Source organism: Wenyingzhuangia sp. IMCC45533, assembly GCF_054111225.1.
Window position 1 is genome coordinate 511,133 of record NZ_CM134197.1, and the last position, 19,343, is coordinate 530,475.

14 protein-coding genes and 1 tRNA gene are annotated in these 19,343 nt (G+C 33.6%); 9 read left to right on the plus strand and 6 right to left on the minus strand.

All coding sequences use genetic code 11. The features are described 5' to 3' along the window. Positions 1-467: 467 nt before the first annotated feature. On the minus strand, positions 468-7,124 hold the full coding sequence (locus tag ACXGQW_RS02195; protein ID WP_457823479.1) for a hypothetical protein: 6,657 nt from the start codon (positions 7,122-7,124) through the stop codon (positions 468-470). A gap of 160 nt (positions 7,125-7,284) precedes the next feature. Here ACXGQW_RS02195 and aroB point away from each other — a divergent pair, with 160 nt between their 5' ends. From aroB to ACXGQW_RS02220, 5 genes are read left to right on the plus strand one after another with little or no spacing between them, the layout of a single operon-like run. After that, a complete protein-coding gene (gene aroB / locus ACXGQW_RS02200; protein ID WP_457823480.1) occupies positions 7,285-8,346 on the plus strand; it encodes a 3-dehydroquinate synthase in 1,062 nt (353 codons plus the stop codon). A gap of 13 nt (positions 8,347-8,359) precedes the next feature. Continuing rightward, the gene (locus tag ACXGQW_RS02205; RefSeq protein ID WP_457823481.1) at positions 8,360-8,701 is read left to right on the plus strand and encodes a DUF1801 domain-containing protein; all 342 of its coding nucleotides are present in this window, start codon (positions 8,360-8,362) and stop codon (positions 8,699-8,701) included. Between the two features lie 51 nt (positions 8,702-8,752). Next, positions 8,753-10,864 carry a DNA helicase RecQ gene (recQ, locus tag ACXGQW_RS02210; RefSeq protein ID WP_457823482.1) on the plus strand — a complete coding sequence of 704 codons (2,112 nt, stop codon included), beginning with the start codon at positions 8,753-8,755 and terminating at the stop codon, positions 10,862-10,864. A 59-nt stretch (positions 10,865-10,923) separates the two neighbouring features. Then, positions 10,924-11,592 carry a molybdate ABC transporter permease subunit gene (modB, locus tag ACXGQW_RS02215; RefSeq protein ID WP_457823483.1) on the plus strand — a complete coding sequence of 223 codons (669 nt, stop codon included), beginning with the start codon at positions 10,924-10,926 and terminating at the stop codon, positions 11,590-11,592. Continuing rightward, the gene (locus tag ACXGQW_RS02220; protein WP_457823484.1) at positions 11,592-12,416 is read left to right on the plus strand and encodes an ATP-binding cassette domain-containing protein; all 825 of its coding nucleotides are present in this window, start codon (positions 11,592-11,594) and stop codon (positions 12,414-12,416) included. The genes modB and ACXGQW_RS02220 overlap by 1 nt, the downstream gene beginning before the upstream one ends. Before the next feature lie 43 nt (positions 12,417-12,459). Here ACXGQW_RS02220 and ACXGQW_RS02225 read toward each other — a convergent pair whose 3' ends face one another. The 3 genes from ACXGQW_RS02225 to ACXGQW_RS02235 form a co-directional block, all read right to left on the minus strand. Further along, positions 12,460-13,131 (minus strand): DsbA family oxidoreductase, encoded by a 672-nt coding sequence (locus tag ACXGQW_RS02225; protein ID WP_457823485.1) that lies wholly within the window; start codon positions 13,129-13,131, stop codon positions 12,460-12,462. Positions 13,132-13,215: 84 nt separating this feature from the next. Then, positions 13,216-13,291, minus strand: a tRNA-His gene (locus tag ACXGQW_RS02230). Between the two features lie 1,703 nt (positions 13,292-14,994). Next, the gene (locus tag ACXGQW_RS02235) at positions 14,995-15,831 is read right to left on the minus strand and encodes a hypothetical protein (protein WP_457823486.1); all 837 of its coding nucleotides are present in this window, start codon (positions 15,829-15,831) and stop codon (positions 14,995-14,997) included. Positions 15,832-15,896: 65 nt separating this feature from the next. On the opposite strand from ACXGQW_RS02235, the gene ACXGQW_RS02240 reads away from it, so the two are divergent. Together ACXGQW_RS02240 and ACXGQW_RS02245 are read left to right on the plus strand one after the other, a co-directional pair. Further along, positions 15,897-16,316 (plus strand): thiol-disulfide oxidoreductase DCC family protein, encoded by a 420-nt coding sequence (locus tag ACXGQW_RS02240; protein WP_457823487.1) that lies wholly within the window; start codon positions 15,897-15,899, stop codon positions 16,314-16,316. A gap of 58 nt (positions 16,317-16,374) precedes the next feature. Further along, a complete protein-coding gene (locus ACXGQW_RS02245) occupies positions 16,375-16,668 on the plus strand; it encodes a DUF6787 family protein (RefSeq protein ID WP_457823488.1) in 294 nt (97 codons plus the stop codon). Here the strand turns inward: ACXGQW_RS02245 and ACXGQW_RS02250 are convergent. Continuing rightward, on the minus strand, positions 16,665-16,931 hold the full coding sequence (locus ACXGQW_RS02250; protein WP_457823489.1) for a hypothetical protein: 267 nt from the start codon (positions 16,929-16,931) through the stop codon (positions 16,665-16,667). The genes ACXGQW_RS02245 and ACXGQW_RS02250 overlap by 4 nt on opposite strands. Before the next feature lie 20 nt (positions 16,932-16,951). Between ACXGQW_RS02250 and ACXGQW_RS02255 the strand changes: the two genes are divergently transcribed. Both ACXGQW_RS02255 and ACXGQW_RS02260 read left to right on the plus strand, forming a co-directional pair. Then, positions 16,952-17,581 (plus strand): NUDIX hydrolase, encoded by a 630-nt coding sequence (locus ACXGQW_RS02255; protein WP_457823490.1) that lies wholly within the window; start codon positions 16,952-16,954, stop codon positions 17,579-17,581. A gap of 54 nt (positions 17,582-17,635) precedes the next feature. Continuing rightward, positions 17,636-18,454: a lysophospholipid acyltransferase family protein gene (locus tag ACXGQW_RS02260; RefSeq protein WP_457823491.1), complete on the plus strand. Its 819-nt coding sequence runs from the start codon at positions 17,636-17,638 to the stop codon at positions 18,452-18,454. Positions 18,455-18,510: 56 nt separating this feature from the next. Here the strand turns inward: ACXGQW_RS02260 and ACXGQW_RS02265 are convergent, their stop codons facing one another. Continuing rightward, positions 18,511-19,341 (minus strand): prohibitin family protein, encoded by an 831-nt coding sequence (locus ACXGQW_RS02265; protein ID WP_457823492.1) that lies wholly within the window; start codon positions 19,339-19,341, stop codon positions 18,511-18,513. Between the last annotated feature and the right edge of the window lie 2 nt (positions 19,342-19,343).

Below are 19,343 nucleotides of genomic sequence, written 5' to 3' on the forward strand. Positions count from 1 at the left end.
CACCTATTTATCTCAATTACTGATAAACATATGTTTATATCAACAAAACAGCGATTGTTTGATATCAATTTCTCTTGAGACTGCGGCCTTCAAATTATGGTTTTGGTTAATGTGAATTAATAGTTAAACCACTCAAATAAGTACTTCTGCTAAAATTCAGATTTTATGGATACATATATTATATATTTTAAGAAAAGACTCATTCTGATTGATAAGTTCGATTAATACTAGTATGATAGAGTGCTGTATCACTTTACGAAATCATCATCGCTCTGTGTTAGTAGCTGTTCTGATTTGAAATAAGTCCCTATGATGTTGGAATTGATAGTTCCTGACTAAAGTAATTTGTTGATTTCTCTACTGTTTTTTAATAAAAAAAGTATAACAGCAAACATTGAGCTTTATTTGTAACAAAAAAATCCATCATAGTTAAATGATGGATTTTTGTTTTGAATATGTATATAACTTTAGTCTATATATATCTTTTTTGTTACTGTACCTATTTCAGTAATTATTTTGATGATGTAAAAGTTTGAGCTCACATCAGTAGTGATAGTGGCACTGTTTGTTGAATTCCTTGGAGAGTAGTTCAACATCCTTCCGCCTGATAAACTGTACAATTCAATAGATTTAATATTTCCTTTTTCTAAGATTACTTCTATCTCGTTTTTATCTGTTCTTATCAATGTTTTTGTTTTGTTATCAACAAACTCATTTGATAAAGTTCCTTGATTGTTAAACATGATACTGAATCTATCTCTGTATTCTCCATTTGGTAAAGTTACCTTATGAGATTCCTTTTTGATGTTTGTAATCGTTTTTAAAACTTCGTCGTACAAATAAACCTCTCCATTGTAGTTCTCTACTCCATCTAGTTTAAAAGTAATCTCTTTGTCGTTCTCTACAACTACTCCTAATGGAAGTACCAAATCATCACTTGCATAAGGTACGCTTGTAATAACGTAACGATCTTCGTCTTCTGGAATCACCCAAAAGGCATCGTTTGGAAAGTAGTCAAACATAAAAGCATCTTTTCCTGCTTCTTTCTCTAAGCTATTCCCGGATAGAGAGGTGGCTATTTGTCTGTGGAAAATACGACCGTCTGCTTTTGTATATTCGAAACCTAAACGAATTATTGATGTTAACGTTTTTAAGCTATTGGCTTTAAAGAAATGTCTACTTCCATTAAAAGATACTCCATCTCTTAAACTATTGTCAAACTGAACGTTTCCTGTAGCTGTTGCATAAACTACAAATCCTTGTCCTGGCTTAGCAAAACCACTTGGTTGGTTATTCCCAGAGTTAGGTCCATTTTCAGAAAAGTCTGCATCTGTCATATCTAAAGTTGCTGCCGAAACTCCTACTCCAGATCCAACTCCTCCCATAAAAGTAGCATAACCTCCTAAATCATCTTCTACACCTGTTGCGTGGACATCTCCTGAAGGTTGATCCCATAAATATACTATTCCTTCTAAAGTTGATGAGTTCAAATCATTAAACTTTTCTAAGTCTATAGTAGAAGCATATGGGTTACCTGTTAATAAGAAGTTACCTGTCGTAATAGGAACGTTGATATTTCCATTGTTTGGACTTCCTATAAAGTTATATTGATTGGCTACTCCTGTTCCTTTCATCGTAAACCCTACTCCTGGGGCCATAGTCTCGTCCTCGTCTATTTCTAAAAAGGAACCTCCATTGTTTAAGGTGTGAGTCCATCTTGTGCTTATAGATGTTCCAAATCCTTCTAAGCTTCTTGTAAAACTTGGATTTGTATTATCTCCCAAGGTTACTCCTGTATTAAACTTTAAGTTATCTGACAGTGTAAAGCTTCCAGACGTGTTAACCGGAGAAGCAAAATAATTATATCTATATTCTGAAGCAGTAGCATCATCTATAATTTTAAATATTTGTCCAGAACCTGAATTCGTATTGGTCAAATCTGTTTGTACCAATTCAGCATCACCCTCTAAATAAATACTACCGTTTAACGTTAAATCTCCTGAAATATCAATATAATTTGTAGTTGGGACTGTTAAAATAGCTCCTAAATTTACACTCAAACAGCTACATTCAAAATTAGCTGTTAACGTAACATCATCTCTTATCTCTATAGATTTTGCACTATCGGCTGTCGTAGGTATATCATTTGTACCTGCTCCACCTGACCATACTCCATTAGCAAATAATATTTGAGCTGTAGGTGTATTTTTAATCAAAGTAAAAACTACTCCATCCGTTAAGTTAGTAATCCCAGAGAAAACCAAATTATCTCCAGATAAAACACCGCTTGAATTGGTTTCTATAATTCCTGAACCGAAATCTCCATCATTATCAATCACCAAGCTGTAGTCATTAGGATCTGGTAGTGTAGATATATCAAAAGATAATGAAACAGTACCTACTGAACCTACATTTACAACTTTCCAATCTCTATCCAATTTTTTAGCTACTGTAGGGCAAGTTCCTGATGCTACACCGTTGTCTATTAAAGATATAATATCATCAGTTCCGTTATGTCCAAAAGCTAAAAAGTCTAAATCGTCATCAAAATCATTTGCGTTATCTAGATTACTTGCTGCAATTGAGTTTCCTAAAGCAATCGTCAAAATTCCGTCAGCACTTTCAGATCTAGATTGCTTTTGAGACAACCCTGAACTTTCGTCTTGACCAATAATAGCAATATCATTATGGTAGGTTACGTTAGCAGAAGCATCCCATATTGTATTTCCTTGCGAGTCTATATAATCTCCAGAAGTTCCACCTAGAGAATTATCTAATGTGATACCATATTTGATCGCTAGATAACTTTCTACTTTTTGCCTGTCAGCAGTAGATAAAACTTCGTCGTAATAAATAATTTCAGATATTTCTCCTGTTAGTCTATCTCCTCCGGTAACGTCATCCCCTATGAAGTAATTGGCTGTGGTCCAAACCGAATTAAATGTACCTATATTACCAGAGCCTACTAGATTATTATTTTCATATATATTCACGGAGGAAGTACCATTCGTATCTTGTATTGCATATAAATTACTAATTCCTTTGCTAATTCCTGTAGTTACGTTACTAGAGTATTCGTCAGTATAAAACATTTGCCTATCGCTACCTTGAGTTGCCCCTCCATCAAACTCAAACACGGCTTGCCTTGTCACAACGTCTTCTAAGTTTGCTACAACAAACATAGTTGAACCAGTACCACTGGTTCTTGTGACACTTCCAGAAATAGGTCTAACATCATCTGTAAAGCTTATTGTAGGATTGTAATTAATTGGAGCAGAAGTATTATAAACGGCTCTTCCTGTTCCCGTCGCACTCGCTCCATTTCCACTTAAATCTATCCAAGATGTAATTCCAGTTCCGTTAGTAGTAGCATTGGTACCTACATCTGCTTTTAACCATAGTGTTATATTATTGGCTATGGCTCCAGGAAATGGTACGATAGGATTATTAATGGCCAAGGTTATATAATTATTGTTAGCCAACGAAACATTGGTAAATGTTAACACTCCATCTGAAATATTAGCTCCTGTAGTATGAACAGTTGCTCCTGAGGTAAAGTCTGTATCGTTATCAATTAGCAAAGCATAGTCTAAAACATCTCCGCTATTAGGCACGAAAAGTTCATCTAAATAAAAGCTAAGATTAACGGCTCCTGGTGTCCCCCCCAATTGAGATAACCAAGTTCTATCTAGTCTTGTTGAATAAGACGGATGAGCATCAGTTTCAGTAGGAGTTAAGCTTCCGTTATTATTACCCAATGCAATAAAGTCCAAATCATTGGAAAATACTCCAATTTTTTCTACTTCGATAAAAGAATCTGGATTTTCACTTCTTGATTTTAATTGACTTAAAGTAGAATCTTCATCTCTCACAACTGCAAACACATCGTTGTGATAAATACTATTTTCAGAGGCATCCCACAAAATACTGTCATCACTTAGAACATAATCTCCTGCCGTAGTTCCTGCAGAATTATCTAAAGTAATACCATATTTTAAAGCCAAGTAACTCTCTACCTTACGTCTCTCCGCAGCTGTTAGCTCTCTATCATAATACAAAACCTCTGCGATTTCCCCAGTCAATTCATTACCACCGGTTCTATCATCTCCAATAAAATAAGTCCCCGAATTAAAACTAGTTCCATCGAATGCCTTGCTACCCGTGTTAATGGCTCCTCCACCATTTTGATACAGAATAGCAGGATCTTTTTCCCCTGGATCTTCTATGGAAACAATTGTTGGTTGATTAATATTTACAGCAAATATTGTATTAGCTGCGTATCTTCTATCAAAGAAATACTGTCTTTTGTTAGTCGTTCCAAATTCAAAAAAGGAATCATCTACAATGGCATTTTTTTTATAAACTGTAAAAACGGTTGAAGCTGTACCATTTGCTCTGTTGATAGGTCCTGACAAAGGCTGATCCGTATCGAAAAATTCAATCGACGGGTTATTATTAAAACCATCTTGCTTATACTGTGCTCCAGTTCCTGTTGCATTAGCACTACTACCACTTTGATCGAACCAACTAGTTAGTGAACCTCCATCTACCGTAGTACTAGTTCCAGCATCGGCTTTTAACCACAGGGATAAGTTGCCTATTACATCTCCAGGTGCAGTAAGGGAGCTCCCTACCGCAAGTGTAAAAATAGCATTGTTAGGTAAATCTACATTTGTAAATGTTAACACATTGCCATCCAAAGAAGCCCCTGCCGTATGGATTGTAGCATCAGAAAAATCAGTATCTGTATCAATCAACAAAGCATAATCAAATGCGTTACCTGTTTCGGTAATTGCACCTCCTAAAGTAATACTAAAGTTGACCGAGCCTGGTGTGCCTGAAACTTGTGCCTTCCATGTTCTTTCTATTCTATTAGTATAGGTTGTTGGAACTCCTGATGTTGTTAAACCAATAGTTGCATCGTTATTTCCTACAACGATAAAACTTTGATTGCTTGTAAATGATTCACCTTTATCAATAGTTAAAATGGTACTAGAAATAGGTTCTGATGATTTTTGTTGATCTAAAAAAGAATTATCATCCCTTCCAACAGCTATAATTTCATTGTGATAAGTTGCGTTTGCAGAAGCATCCCATATGACATTCCCCAATCCATCTAGATAATCTCCATTGTCTCCGCCACCAAAATTATCTAACGTTAAAGCATATTTTACTGCTAAATAACTCTCTATTCTAGAAATTTCTTCATCCAGTAGAGCACTATTATAAACTATTAACTCTGATATATATCCTTCAAAACCTCTAAAACTTGTATTCCCTCTTCCTAAGAAACCTCCTGCAGATCCTGTTAAAAAATCTGAATCTAGTACATCTGAAACAACGGATTCTGAGCCTCTATTTAAAAAAGAGATTCTTTGCTCAACACCGTTGTCTAGGGTTCCTCTAAATAAGGAAGGTTGCTCTTCAGCATCGCTTACAAAGCCATCAGTCACAGCCGTTACTCTTGTTCCCTCTTGATTAAATTGTACAGCAGTATTAGTTGAGTACCCCAGCCTCAAAGATTCGTTAGTTGCTGTTGAATTGGTTCCTATAAAGAAATTATCATCGTTAGAATTATCTCTTTCAACAACAGCTATAATGTTGTAATCCGAATCTTTAATTCCACTTAAATCCACATCAAAATATCCATTATCCCCATTCGCAAAGTATACTGAAGGATTAAAGTTATGTTTGGTTTCTGCATAAGTAGCAAAATCACTTGTTCCTGCTTGCATAGCGTGATTAGAACTAGCGCTATTAGACCATTGAGTAATTACTGCTCCATCTACGGTAGTACCGGTACCAGCATCCGCCTTGAACCAAGATATAATTCCTGTGCTTACTGAACCTGGAGAAGAAGTTAAAGAACCAACACCTAACGCAAGAAAATCTCCGTTAGAAAGACTAACATTGGAGAATGTTAATGTGTTACCCACAATAGTTACACCTGTTGAGAGCGTAGTTGCATCCGTAAAATCTGTATCATTATCAATAATTAACTCATAATCTGATGGCACTGTTGTATTTACGATACCATTTCCTAATTCAAAACTTACCGATATTAAACCAGGAGTCCCATTTGTTGCAACTCTCCAAGTTCTTTCTGACTTGCTAATAATGCCTGTTGGTGTGTTACCAGCAGACAAACTAAAAGCGTTACCATCGTCACCTATTGCTATAAAATCTAAGTCTGTGGCAAAAGAAGTTGTTTTGTCTAACGTTAGAATTCCCTCAGTATCTGTTGATCTTATTTGTTCTAAATCAGAGTCATCATCCTTACCTATTCCTATAATTCTATTCTGGTAGGCTGCATTTGTAGAAGCATCCCAAACAGTAGTATTATCACTTAAAACATAATCTCCGTTTTCTCCCCCTAACGAGTTATCTAGAGTTAATCCGTATTTGAATGCTAAGTAAGATTCAACTTTGCGAGCATCTGCAACAGACAATTCTGAATCATAATAAACAATTTCGGCAATTTCTCCAGTAAACTGATCTCCTCCAGTGGCATCATCCCCAAAAAAGTAAAACCCGCTAGTCCACGATGAATTAAAGGAAGTACTTGTTTTGTTTCCCGTAATTAATAAATTATTGTTCTGATTTATAGTGTAGGTGTTTTGCCCTCCTTCGTCAAAAATAGACCAAAGAGTTTTTTGACCTATGTTTACATCGTTTTGAAAACTTGTAGCTGTTCCATATTGGTTATTAAAGAACATCTGTCTACTGGCAGAATTTGGAATACCTCCTGCTCCTTCCACTCCAAACTCAAAAATAGCTCGTCTGGGATTATTAAAAGCAGCACTACCAATCACGAAAACTGTTGAACCCACTCCGTTAGGTCTATTAATAGTTCCAGAAATTGGTCTTTGATCGTTTGTAAATGATATTACTGGGTTGTAGTTAAACTCATCATTTACTGAATAAACAGCAGCTCCTGTACCTGTAGCGTTGAAACTATTACCACTTTGATCATTCCAAGAGGTGATTCCGCCCCCATCTGTAGTAGTGTTCGTACCTGTATCTGCTTTTAACCATAATCTAATGTCTGAACTTATGTTCCCCGGAGATTGTGAAAACACAGTAAAGCTGGCAAGCATCAATAACTTATATATTATCTTATTCATTTTTAATCAATTTGGGTTAAAAATACGGCTTTATGTAGGTGATTTTCTAATAAGCATCTATTTGTTAACAAATGTTAATTGATTTGATTTTTCATAAATATCAAAAAATCTTTATTATTCAATTTTTTCCCTTTATTTTGCACTACATTAATTAGAAAATATGCAAACAATTACATCAACGAGTTATCCTGTTCATTTTCAAGAAAATGGCTACAAGCAACTAAGCCATTTTATCAATTCTAAAAATTTTAAGACTGTTTTTGTATTGGTAGACGAAAATTCGCACCAACATTGTTTGCCTATTTTGCAACAGGAGTTGGAAGTTGAGGTTACTTTTGAAATTGTAGAGATAGAGTCTGGAGAAATCAATAAAAACTTAGGTACATGTATGAGTTTGTGGCAAGCTCTAACTGACTTGGGTGCCGACAGAAAAAGTTTGTTAATTAATATAGGTGGCGGGGTAATTACAGATATGGGTGGTTTTGTTGCTTCTACCTATAAAAGAGGAATTGAATTTGTTAATATTCCAACAACATTATTAAGTATGGTTGATGCCTCTGTAGGTGGAAAAACAGGTGTTGATTTAGGAGTGTTAAAAAATCAGATTGGAGTTTTTGCAGATCCTCAAATGGTAATTATAGATCCTATTTATTTGCAAACGTTGTCAGAAAAAGAAATTACTTCTGGCATGGCAGAAATTATCAAATACGGCTTGACCTACGATAAGAGTTTATGGACCAAATTTGCTGATCAAACTGTAGAGGTTAATATTTTGGATTTAATCCATCGTTCTATAGAAATTAAAAACGAAGTAGTCCTAGAGGATCGACTAGAAGGTGGTTTGAGAAAAATATTGAATTTTGGTCATACCATTGGTCATGCTGTTGAATCGCATTTTTTAGAATCCGAAGACAAAGAAACTTTAACTCATGGTGAAGCTATTGCTCTGGGAATGATTACCGAAACCTACATATCTACCAAACTTTATAACTTTCCTTCAGAAGAATTAGAAAACATCAAAAAAACAATGGTACGTATTTTTGGTAAAGTACCCGTTCTAAAAAGTGATTATCCTGCGGTGATAGATTTAATGAAACACGACAAGAAAAATGTGAACGGTCAGGTAAATTTTGTTCTATTAGAGGGTATAGAAAAATATAAGATTGATTGCAAAGTTTCCACAGAATTGATAGAAGAGTCTTTGGATTACTATCTTTCATAACTCTAAGTCTATAATGAATAATATCGATGATTTTTTTGAGAAATTAGAAGAGCCTAACCAAAGTGTTTTCTTGTTTCTCAAAAATTTCATTTCTGATTACCATCCGGAAATACGTGTATATTTTAAGTGGAGGTTACCTTACCTTTATTATAAAGAAAAACCACTATGCTATATTTGGAAAGAGAAAGTAAGCAACGAACCTTATTTAGGCTTTGCAAAAGGACATTTAATGAATCATCCAAAATTGATTTCGGGTAAAAGAACAACTATCAAGATACTGCGTGTGCCCTCGCATCAAAATATTGATGTTAAAACCATCGCTGAAATACTAGATGAAGCTTTGCAGTTATACTAGCTTACTGAATACACGTTTTTGTATTTTATTTAAAAATATTTGCTTGAAAGAATGAAACAACAAGAGTTACTGCACAAAACTTTAAAAGACTACTTTGGGTACGAACAGTTTAGACCGTTACAAGAGTCTATTATAACAAGTATTTTAAACGGTAAGGATAATCTAGTAATAATGCCTACTGGGGGTGGTAAGTCTATTTGTTACCAATTACCAGCCATTTTACTTGATGGATTAACCTTAGTGATTTCTCCATTGATTGCCTTGATGAAAGACCAAGTTGATGCTCTAAATGCAAATGGAATTCATGCTGCCTTTGTGAATAGCTCTCAAACCGATACTGAAAATAACACAATTGTAAAAAATGTAAAAGAAGGAAACCTTAAGCTGTTGTATTTAGCTCCTGAAAGTTTGGTTTTTTTTGAACAAATTAGCCAAGTTTGTAATATTGGCTTAATTGCGGTAGACGAGGCTCATTGTATTTCTTCTTGGGGTCATGACTTTAGACCTGCATACACTCAATTATCTTTCTTAAAAAAAAGACTCCCAAACACTCCGTTGGTAGCGCTAACCGCAACTGCAGATAAAGCCACGAGAGAAGATATTGCCAATCAATTAAACATAGGGCAAGCCAAAAGAAATATCAGTTCCTTTAATAGAGCTAATTTAAGTTTAGAAGTTCGTCCAGCGCAAGATCGCGTAAATCAGATTATTGATTTTGTGAATTCCAAGCCTAAAGAATCAGGAATTATTTATTGTTTAAGTAGAAAACAAACAGAACAGCTAGCTGAACGATTACAAAAAAACGGGCATAAAGCGGCTGCTTACCATGCAGGTTTGCCTGCTGACGAACGAAGTAAGGTTCAAGAAGGTTTTATACACGATACTACTCCGATTATTTGCGCAACCATTGCTTTTGGTATGGGGATAGATAAATCTAATGTAAGGTGGATTATACATTACAACTTACCCAAAAACATTGAAGGCTATTACCAAGAAATTGGTAGAGCTGGTAGAGATGGTGTAGATTCCGAAACCATTCTTTTTCATTCTTATGCAGATGTAGTTCAGCTACAAAAATTCGCAGAAACTTCTGGAAACAAAGAGGTACAACTAGCCAAGTTAGAGAGAATGAGACAATATGCAGAGGCTACTAGTTGTAGAAGAAACATATTGTTAAGTTATTTTGGAGAGACAGAAACGAAAAATTGTGGCAATTGTGATGTATGTAAGCATCCTCCTACTTTTTTAGACGGTACTGTAATTGCTCAAAAGGTGTTATCAGGAATTTTTAGACTTCGTCAGCAAGAGCCATTAAACGTGGTTGTGGACTTTTTAAGAGGCTCTATGAACGCAACAATAGTAGAGAAAAAATATTATCAGCTAAAAACTTATGCGGTTGCCAAAGATATTGCTTGGAAAGATTTGCAACAATACATGGTACAGTTAATCAATCAAGGATACTGTGAAATCGCTTTCCACGAGAATAATGCTCTCAAATTAAATGAACTATCTAAAGAAGTATTGTTTAACGGAGCTAAAGTTTCTCTTACTAAATCCGTAGATTATGTTAACGTCGGTAACAAAACACAACAAAAAGCTAGTAAGCCACAAAATAATTTGTTTGAGCGTTTAAGAGTTTTACGTTTGGAATTAGCAACAGCTAAAGGATTGGCTGCTTATCATATATTTACAGATGCTACTTTAAAAAATATGGCCAACGAAAGGCCTGTTACTGATGAAGAGTTTTTGCAAATAGATGGTGTTGGGCAAAAAAAACTCCAAGATTATGGTTATGACTTTATCACCGAAATCATAAGGTTTAACAAAGAAAAAGTAGTAAAACCAATTAGAAAAAAGAAAAGCAAAACTGCAACGCATTTAGAAACTTACGATTTACAAAAACAGGGGTTGTCTATTGAAGAAATAGCACAGCAAAGAGGCTTAACTCCCAATACCATTCAAAGTCATTTTGTAAAACTATACAATGAAGGAATAAAAATAGATTTGAGTGATTTTGTATCAAATAAGGAAATAGAAGCAGTAAGAGAAGCTATGGATAAAGTAGAAAATCCTAAATCTTTAAAAAGTTTTTATGAATATTTTAATGAGCAATTAGATTATGCTGCTATCAAAATGGCTTTAGTTGTTATCGAAAACGAATAACACAATTCTTAACGTTATTCTAGATTAATTGCTCATATTTGACACAACGCTTGTAACGCATGGAACTCAATCCGCTTTTACTTACTTTTAAACTAGCCATCATCACAACTCTATTGTTGTTTATTATTGTTACACCCCTTTGTTACTGGCTTGCATTTACAAAATCTAAACTAAAACCGTTTATAGAAACCATTGTAAGCATGCCTTTGGTATTGCCTCCTACAGTTTTGGGGTTTTATTTTTTACTGTTTTTAAGTCCAAATACCTCTATTGGTTATTGGTTAGAAAACACTTTGGGTATTCAGCTTCTATTTACTTTTAATGGTTTGGTACTAGCTTCCATGATTTATAGCTTACCATTTATGGTACAACCCATACAAGCAGGTTTAACTTCACTACCAAAATCTTATATGGAAACAGCCATGCTTATGGGAAAATCCAGATTTACAATTCTCAATAAAATACTCTTACCCAACATCAAATCTTCTGTCATTACAGGAGTTATTTTGAGTTTTGCACATACCATTGGAGAGTTTGGAGTTGTTTTAATGATTGGGGGAAACATTCCAGGTAAAACAAAAGTGGCTTCCATTGCGATTTACGACGAAGTAGAAGCCTTGAATTACCATAGTGCGAACCTGTACTCTATTATTTTGTTACTGATTTCTTTCCTAGTATTGTTAAGTGTTTATTTGATTAATGGAGGTTATTTTAAAAAACACTACTAATGATTACTTGTAAAATCAACAAAACATACCATTCAGAGGAAAAACCTTTTAGTTTAAATATCGATGCTCATTTTAAATTAAATAGTATTAATATACTTTTTGGGACTTCTGGAGCAGGCAAAACGTCGCTACTACGCTTAATAAGTGGTTTAGACAAGCCTGATAGTGGTAGTATTACATACAAAAAAACGACTTGGTATCACGCGCATCATAATAAAACAGTTCCCGTCTCTAAAAGGAATATTGCTTATGTATTTCAAGACTACGCTTTATTTCCTAATATGACTGTTTTGCAAAATATTCAGTTTGCTCATCATGAAAAATCAAAAGCTCTTATTGATGATTTGATCATCAATTTGGAAATAAAGCATATTATTCATAGTAAACCTAGTAAATTATCTGGTGGACAAAAGCAAAGAGTCGCCTTGGCAAGAGCTATTGCTCAAAAACCCGATTTATTATTGTTAGATGAACCTTTAACTGCTATTGATGAAGTATTGAGAAAAAAAATACAATCCTATTTAAAAGCGCTTCAAAAAAAGCTCAATTTTACGATCATCATGGTAAGTCATAATTTACAGGAAGTTTTAAATATGGCTGACTATGTGGTTATGATGAATTACGGAGAAATTATAGACGAAGGCAAGCCAGAAATACTCTTAAGCAATAACACTCATAACACTTTAAGAGGAACTGTTTTAAAAATAGATAACTCCATGATTACTGTTTTAATAGCAACACAAACCGTCAAAATTGAAAGATCTCAAGTTATTTCTGCTGATTACGTCATTGGCGATCAAGTTGATGTAAAAATTACTCCTTAAGTGATTTGTATTTCGTTAACACAAACCAAACACGTGTGTTTTATCAACAAACGTCTGAATCAATTTCACAAAAACCTGAATGATTTTTGTCAGTAGTTAACTGTTTCAACATATCAAGCATTGTGTAATTACTTACTGCTCCAGAAATTCGGTGTTTATCGTTTACAATATAGGTTGGAACTACTGATATTTTTTTAGATTTTACTTTTTGTTCTTTAGTAAAAACCATCGTTTCGTAAAAATCTTCACTTTCCCATGCTTTCTTAATTTCTTTCCCACTCAAAAAATCTTCGGTAACTTCTAGCACAGTTGTCATTTTGGTTAAATCTAATCCTTCTTTAAAATAAGCTGTTTGTATAGCCTGTAGCACCTCTACACCTAAACCTTTTTCTTCTGCAAGCATTACTACCTGATGAATTTTTAAAGTATTGGGAATTCTGTTGAATTTTAAAGGTGCAATAACAATACCTTCGCTTTCGGCAGCTTCTTTAACATCTTTATAAGCAGTTTCTATGTCCGTAATCCCTTTCTGCTTCCAATAATCTTTGGTGCTGATACCTTCTTGTGGAAGATGAGGCCTTAACTGATACGGCAATAATTTAATAACCTCTACATTCGTTGTTTTAATAGCTTTTAACAAACGATGATGCCCTATGTAGCACCATGGACAGATGATATCGTAAACCAATTCTATTTGCAATGCTGCTTTATTCATGTTTTTTTAGACGATTGTGGATTCAATACTTACAGGTATAAAAAAAGCCCATCTAAATCATTAGACGGGCTTTACTACTTTAAAGGGTGGAAGACCGGATTCGAACCGGCGACCTCCTGAACCACAATCAGGCGTTCTAACCAACTGAACTACAACCACCATTTGCGCGCTTTCGCGTTAGCGGTTGCAAATATAAGAGGTTTAATATGTTTATCAAACAAAAAAATCAATTATTAAGAGAATTGAGTGATTTGCCCTAAAGTACAGGTTGACCGTTTTATAATCAATCCTACAACGCGGTCTTTTGCTAATTACAAGTATTTGTTACTTCTACAACTAGTTCTTTAAGTTCTATTGCCGTACTGCATTTGTTTATTATGAATCCCCTTTTTGGAGTACCATTAACTCTCTCCTTTAATGTATTTTGACAACAATCATATTTTCATCTGTCATTGGTGGTGTCGTAATTGCTTTGTCAATTCTTTCTGATAAATAGAAAAACAATATTGTAACCCTTTGTTAGAATGGTGTATTAAGAGTCTATCTGTATATTTTCTATAGCCTTCTAAAACCCTCAAAACACCTATTACATTCAAACTATCAGAAACATATACCTTATTTTTTTCAAGTGTGCACCGGTTATTAAGGCTAAATAATTTTAGTTTTCTCTACCTCTAGTAAAAATAATGTCTCTAAACCAAGTTTGATTGGATTTACTCATTTGAATATCCTCCACTTTATTTCTACGTTTTTAAAGTGATGATGTGAGTATGTGGTTACATGATATTTATACTCATGAGAAATAAGCATGTTGTTTGCTTTTAAGATTTTGAACAATTTGTCTCCGTAGATATTTAGTCGCTTAATTGTGATTCTAAAATATCATATAATTTTTCAGCTCCTACCCGTGGTATCTGGACACGAGTAGTTCACACGAAATCCATCATCTGATTTTCTGAAGATTGGCGATGCTTTATCCTTTGTATGTCTCTATAATATTTATAGATTCATCCCGAGTAGTTCACAAGTAGCTCTTATGCTTTCTTATTCTTATTTAACATACATTCCAACAACTCGGAATCCAACTTTTTCTAATCGAAATTTCTAACTTCTATTCTGCTACTGCTATATCTCCATCACATCTTACAGAATCACCTATTTACTTGATTTTTTAAATTTGTGTACTAGAAGAATTTGTTTTTTTTAGCTTAAACACAACCCTTAAGCAAGTTCTAGAATTTGTTGTTTTTGGAGTTTTGCTTATCCTTTATTTTTGACTTACAGTGTGACTGTAATCGAAATCCCCATATTTCTTTAACCGAAAATAAATCGTTAAATCTGCTTAAACATTATACTTATCTAAAGCTTGAACTAATGTCAAATACTTTAATTCTAATTCTACAACAACCTATATTTCAAGCGATAAAATATGATTTTTCCATCTATATTTCTGAGGAATATTCTCTATAAATAATAATGTTTTGCCGTATCACTACTTTAGGATGGAACATATTCAGCATTTTAAAAACAACAACGCGATTCAATTCATGTCCAGAAAGAGTAATTATTCAGATAGTGCTGTCATTGAAAACTTCTTAGGGAGATATAATCAGAGTTAATTTGCCTTAAAAAAGGTGACTGCATTGAACAGCTTGAAAAAAAAACAATATATTTTCGTTACTAAAATAACGAGAGAATATCGTTAGCCTTAAATAGAATGAGACCGATACAGTATGGAACCCGTATGAATAATTAAATCTTTGACTACCTAAATTTTTGGGAGTAGTCCAAACTTAGATCGGGGTTTTTATTTTTTGACTTGTAAAATTTGTACTTGTTTTCTACTTGTAAGTTGGCAGATGTTTAAAATAATTTAAACCTACCTCCTATCAATATGGTTCCTTGTAAAAACGTAAACTCTTGAGAGGCTTTATCAGACTTACTTTGAGTTGTTCTAATATTGCTCATATTGATATATCCTCCTCTCACATCTGTCTGGATGAAAAAGTATTTGTAAATAACAAAGTTTAACCCCATTTGAGCATGAACTCCATAACCAGCGATATTAAAATTATCGTGTCTTTGTTTACCCAACAAGGTAGAATTTGTTTTGGGCAACATAGGACCTGCTCCTATACCTTCTGTTAAATTGATTACGAAATTTTCTGAATGTAATCCAAAATGACTACTGATATCATCAAATCTGTTAAGAGAAACATGAATATAATTCAACCCATCGGTGTGTTCAAATTTTAAAAAATCTTCTGTTTGTTTTATAAAATCCCCGTTTGCAGTATCCACACCATAAACTCCGTCATGAATACTTCCTGTGTTTATTTCTCCGTCAATTGTTAAATTCTGATCTTGAACAGTTACATATTTCATATGATCTACTCCTACAAATACACTATACTTCTCTTTAAAAAAATAACCAATACCATAGTTGGTTTGCGGTATGGTTAAGTTTGCTGGATTTAAAAACTTATCAAACGAAAACTTATTTTGTTTGTCTTTGGCAACTACATTGGATAATTTAAAATCGTGATCGTCTCCTTTAAAAGTAATATCTGATGCTGAATAAGATGCTCTGTTCCATCCCCAGTACGCATAAAATTTCCCTTTATTTTTTAACTTTGTTTCTTGGGCCTGTGTGCTTAGGGCAAACAAAGCTAATAGCAAAAATAATCTGGTAGTTTTCATAAACATCAATTAAGTATATTTGTATAAAATCTCGGCAAATTTAGCGAAAGTAAATGATTAATGGTTTGAAAAAGATAGAAGATGTTGTCGAAAAAAACCCAGTTGTATTATTTGATGGTGTTTGTAACTTATGCAGTGACTCTGTGCAACTTATCATAAAAAATGATCAGCGAAATCTATTCAAATTTTCAACACTCCAATCTCCCCTAGCTCAATTTTATTTAAAAAAACAAGTCCCGAATTTATCTAAAATAGACTCGATAATATTGGTTACATCAAATAAAATATATACCAAATCTAGCGCTGCTCTTATTATTGCTAAGCACTTAAAAGGAGGATATCCTTTGTTATATATATTTTATATCATTCCTAAACCTATAAGAGATTTTGTTTACGATTTTATTGCCAAAAACCGCTACAAGTGGTTTGGAAAAAAAGAACATTGCATGATACCTACCAAAGAACTCAAAAATAAATTTTTATAATGCGTTCTTTTTATTGTATATCGTGCATTATCAATTATTTTTGCAAAAAATATCCAGAATGGAAAAATTAAAACAACGTTGGGGGCTAAAATCTAATTGGGAAATACTTGCTATTTTGATAGCATTTAGCATCAATGGTTCTTTTGCTGCATTTATTGTTAGACCTGCCTTGTCAATCATTGGCATCTCAAAACAAAACTTAAATTTGTTTGTATACTACGTATTATATATTGTTCCTGTCTTTTTAGTTTATCAGTTTACCCTTCCATATGTAGGATGGCTAGTGGGTCAATACTCTTTTTTTAAAAACATGCAAAGCAAAATGATGAAGAGAATGAAGTTAAAATCTTAACTCCTTTTCGTTTCAAAATTACTCAACAGCCAAGTAATAGTAAAAGTAGGAACTATATCTGTAAAGGGTAAAATTTCTTCAACAAATCCTAGAACAGCCGTATATTTAGACACTTTATTTTTATACATTTTAACCAAAATATAGGTAGATAACGGGGCCCAGATTACATCTATTGTTTCTCCCAATTGGGGCACAAAATAAGACAGCATTCCAACTAAATCAAACACTATACTTAAAAGTAGTTTTATATATTTAGACTTCATTTAGTGAAAGTATATAAAAAATGATTTTTGAACAACTAAAAGAGAAAATTGAACATTTAAAAAGTATTGAACTTTTAGGTGTCCAAGCTCACCGAAAATTAGCTCCTTTTTCTCGCCCTACCTTTACAGAATACCAGATTCCAAAAGATGCTAGAAAGGCAGGTGTAATGGTGCTCTTGTATCCGAAAGAAAATAATAAAACTCATATTCTGCTAACTAAAAGAGCAAATTATAAAGGTACTCATGGAAATCAAATTAGTTTCCCTGGAGGTAAATACGACATTAATGATTCTAGTTTGAGACAAACATCTCTGAGAGAAACTAATGAGGAGGTTGGCATTAATGATACCGATATTACAATTGTTAAAAGTTTGACTCCAATATACATTCCTCCTAGCAATTTTAAGGTAAGCCCATATTTGGGTATGATAAACGATATCCCAAATTTTGTGAACAATTACGAAGTTGCAGAAATCATTGATTTGCCCGCTGAGCATTTATTGCAAGACAGAAGTATAACCACCTTTACAAAAAACACTGCTGGGGGCAGCCAACAAAACATTCCTTGCTTTGCTTTCAATGATCATAAAATCTGGGGGGCTACCGCAATGATACTTAACGAAGTTAAAGAAGTGTTAAAAAACATATAATTAGGTACAATTTATTGTAAATTTGCTAACCAATAAAAAAACAAAGATAAATCCATGGGATTATTAAAAAAGAACCCTTTTGGGCAATACCTTTTTTTAAAACGAATAATTATTAGTGTTGTAGGGGCTGTTTCTTATAGAAGATACAATGGCTTTAACAAACTAAAAATTGAAGGATCTGAAATATTAAAGGAGTTACCAGAAAGAAATGTTCTTTTTATCTCTAACCACCAAACTTACTTTGCCGATGTCGCTGCGATGTATCACGTTTTTTACGCTACGCTAAACGGTAGAGATAATAGTTTAAGAAGATGGACTTACTTACTAAAGCCTAAATTAAATTTATATTATATAGCAGCTTTAGAAACTATGAAGGCTGGCTTACTTCCTAAGATTTTTGCTTACGTTGGCTCTATTTCTATTGAAAGAACTTGGAGAGCAGCTGGTAAAAATGTAAATCGACAGGTTAAAATGTCTGATATTACCAACATTAAAACTGCTTTGGACGATGGATGGGTGATTACTTTTCCTCAAGGTACTACAAAGCCTTTTAACCCTGTTAGACGTGGAACTGCTCATTTAATTAAAACTTACAAGCCTATTGTAGTGCCTATCGTTATTGATGGATTTAGAAGATCTTTTGATAAAAAAGGATTGCTCATTAAAAAAAGAGGAATCTTACAATCTATGGTTATCAAAAAGCCTCTGGATATAGATTATGATAACGAAGATATGAATGATATCATAAAAAAAATAGAATATGCCATTGAGCAACATCCTTCGTTTTTAAAAGTTATTTCTTTAGAAGAATATGCCAAACAAGAACAAGAGTTAAATAAAAAGCGTGAATTTTGGAATTCCGATGAAGATTAGACAATAAAAGCTGTCTGATAATCAGACAGCTTTTATTTTTTAAGAATAGTTACCATTTACTGATTTCCTAATATAATAGGCATTCCGCTTTTACCAGACCCTATTACAATAACTTTTGCATTGGGAGAATTACTTAATTCTTTCGTCGCTTCAATACCTTTTTCTGTTAAAATTTTATCGGTTAAAGAAGCACTTAAAATTTTATTAGCCGTGGCTTTACCCTCTGCATCTATTTTTTGACGCTCAGCCTCTTTTCTAGCTTTTTCTAATCTAAATTCATACTCTAAAAACTCTTGCTCTTGTTTCAATTTGTTTTCAATAGCTGTTTTAATGGTTGGTGGTAAAGTAACGTCTCTCACCAAAACATCGTTCAACTGAATAAATTGCTTATCTAAAATCTTCTTTGTTTCAGTGTAAATTTCTTCTTGTATCACATCCCTTTTACTAGAGTAAATTTGTTCAGGAGTATAACGTCCCACTACAGAACGGGCCGCAGATCTCAAAGAAGGTTTGATTACAGTTTCTAAATAGCTCTGTCCTTTTTGTTGATGTAAAAATCCTATTTTATCTTTTTGAGGTAAATACCATGCAGTAACCTCTAATAAAATATCAAGTCCGTTAGAAGATAAAACTTTCATTTTTTCAAACAATTCCTGCTGTCTCACTTCGTAAACAATTACTTTATTCCACGGTGCAATCAAGTGAAATCCCTCTCCTAAAGAGGGCTCATCTGTTACCACTCCTTTATCAAATGTTTTATATAACACTCCTGCTTTACCAGAATCTATAGTTAGGGCGGATTTTGAGACAAAAATTAAAACAACAACTATAATTGCTATAACGATAGGCAAACTCTTTGGAAAACTCATATTTGGTTTTGTATTCATTA

Bases quoted from the DNA above. Each gene is read 5' to 3' on its own strand.
- ACXGQW_RS02195 (WP_457823479.1), bottom strand. From the start codon at position 7,124: ATGAATAAGATAATATATAAGTTATTGATGCTTGCCAGCTTTACTGTG.
- aroB (WP_457823480.1), top strand. From the start codon at position 7,285: ATGCAAACAATTACATCAACGAGTTATCCTGTTCATTTTCAAGAAAAT.
- ACXGQW_RS02205 (WP_457823481.1), top strand. From the start codon at position 8,360: ATGAATAATATCGATGATTTTTTTGAGAAATTAGAAGAGCCTAACCAA.
- recQ (WP_457823482.1), top strand. From the start codon at position 8,753: ATGAAACAACAAGAGTTACTGCACAAAACTTTAAAAGACTACTTTGGG.
- modB (WP_457823483.1), top strand. From the start codon at position 10,924: ATGGAACTCAATCCGCTTTTACTTACTTTTAAACTAGCCATCATCACA.
- ACXGQW_RS02220 (WP_457823484.1), top strand. From the start codon at position 11,592: ATGATTACTTGTAAAATCAACAAAACATACCATTCAGAGGAAAAACCT.
- ACXGQW_RS02225 (WP_457823485.1), bottom strand. From the start codon at position 13,131: ATGAATAAAGCAGCATTGCAAATAGAATTGGTTTACGATATCATCTGT.
- ACXGQW_RS02235 (WP_457823486.1), bottom strand. From the start codon at position 15,831: ATGAAAACTACCAGATTATTTTTGCTATTAGCTTTGTTTGCCCTAAGC.
- ACXGQW_RS02245 (WP_457823488.1), top strand. From the start codon at position 16,375: ATGGAAAAATTAAAACAACGTTGGGGGCTAAAATCTAATTGGGAAATA.
- ACXGQW_RS02250 (WP_457823489.1), bottom strand. From the start codon at position 16,931: ATGAAGTCTAAATATATAAAACTACTTTTAAGTATAGTGTTTGATTTA.
- ACXGQW_RS02255 (WP_457823490.1), top strand. From the start codon at position 16,952: ATGATTTTTGAACAACTAAAAGAGAAAATTGAACATTTAAAAAGTATT.
- ACXGQW_RS02260 (WP_457823491.1), top strand. From the start codon at position 17,636: ATGGGATTATTAAAAAAGAACCCTTTTGGGCAATACCTTTTTTTAAAA.
- ACXGQW_RS02265 (WP_457823492.1), bottom strand. From the start codon at position 19,341: ATGAATACAAAACCAAATATGAGTTTTCCAAAGAGTTTGCCTATCGTT.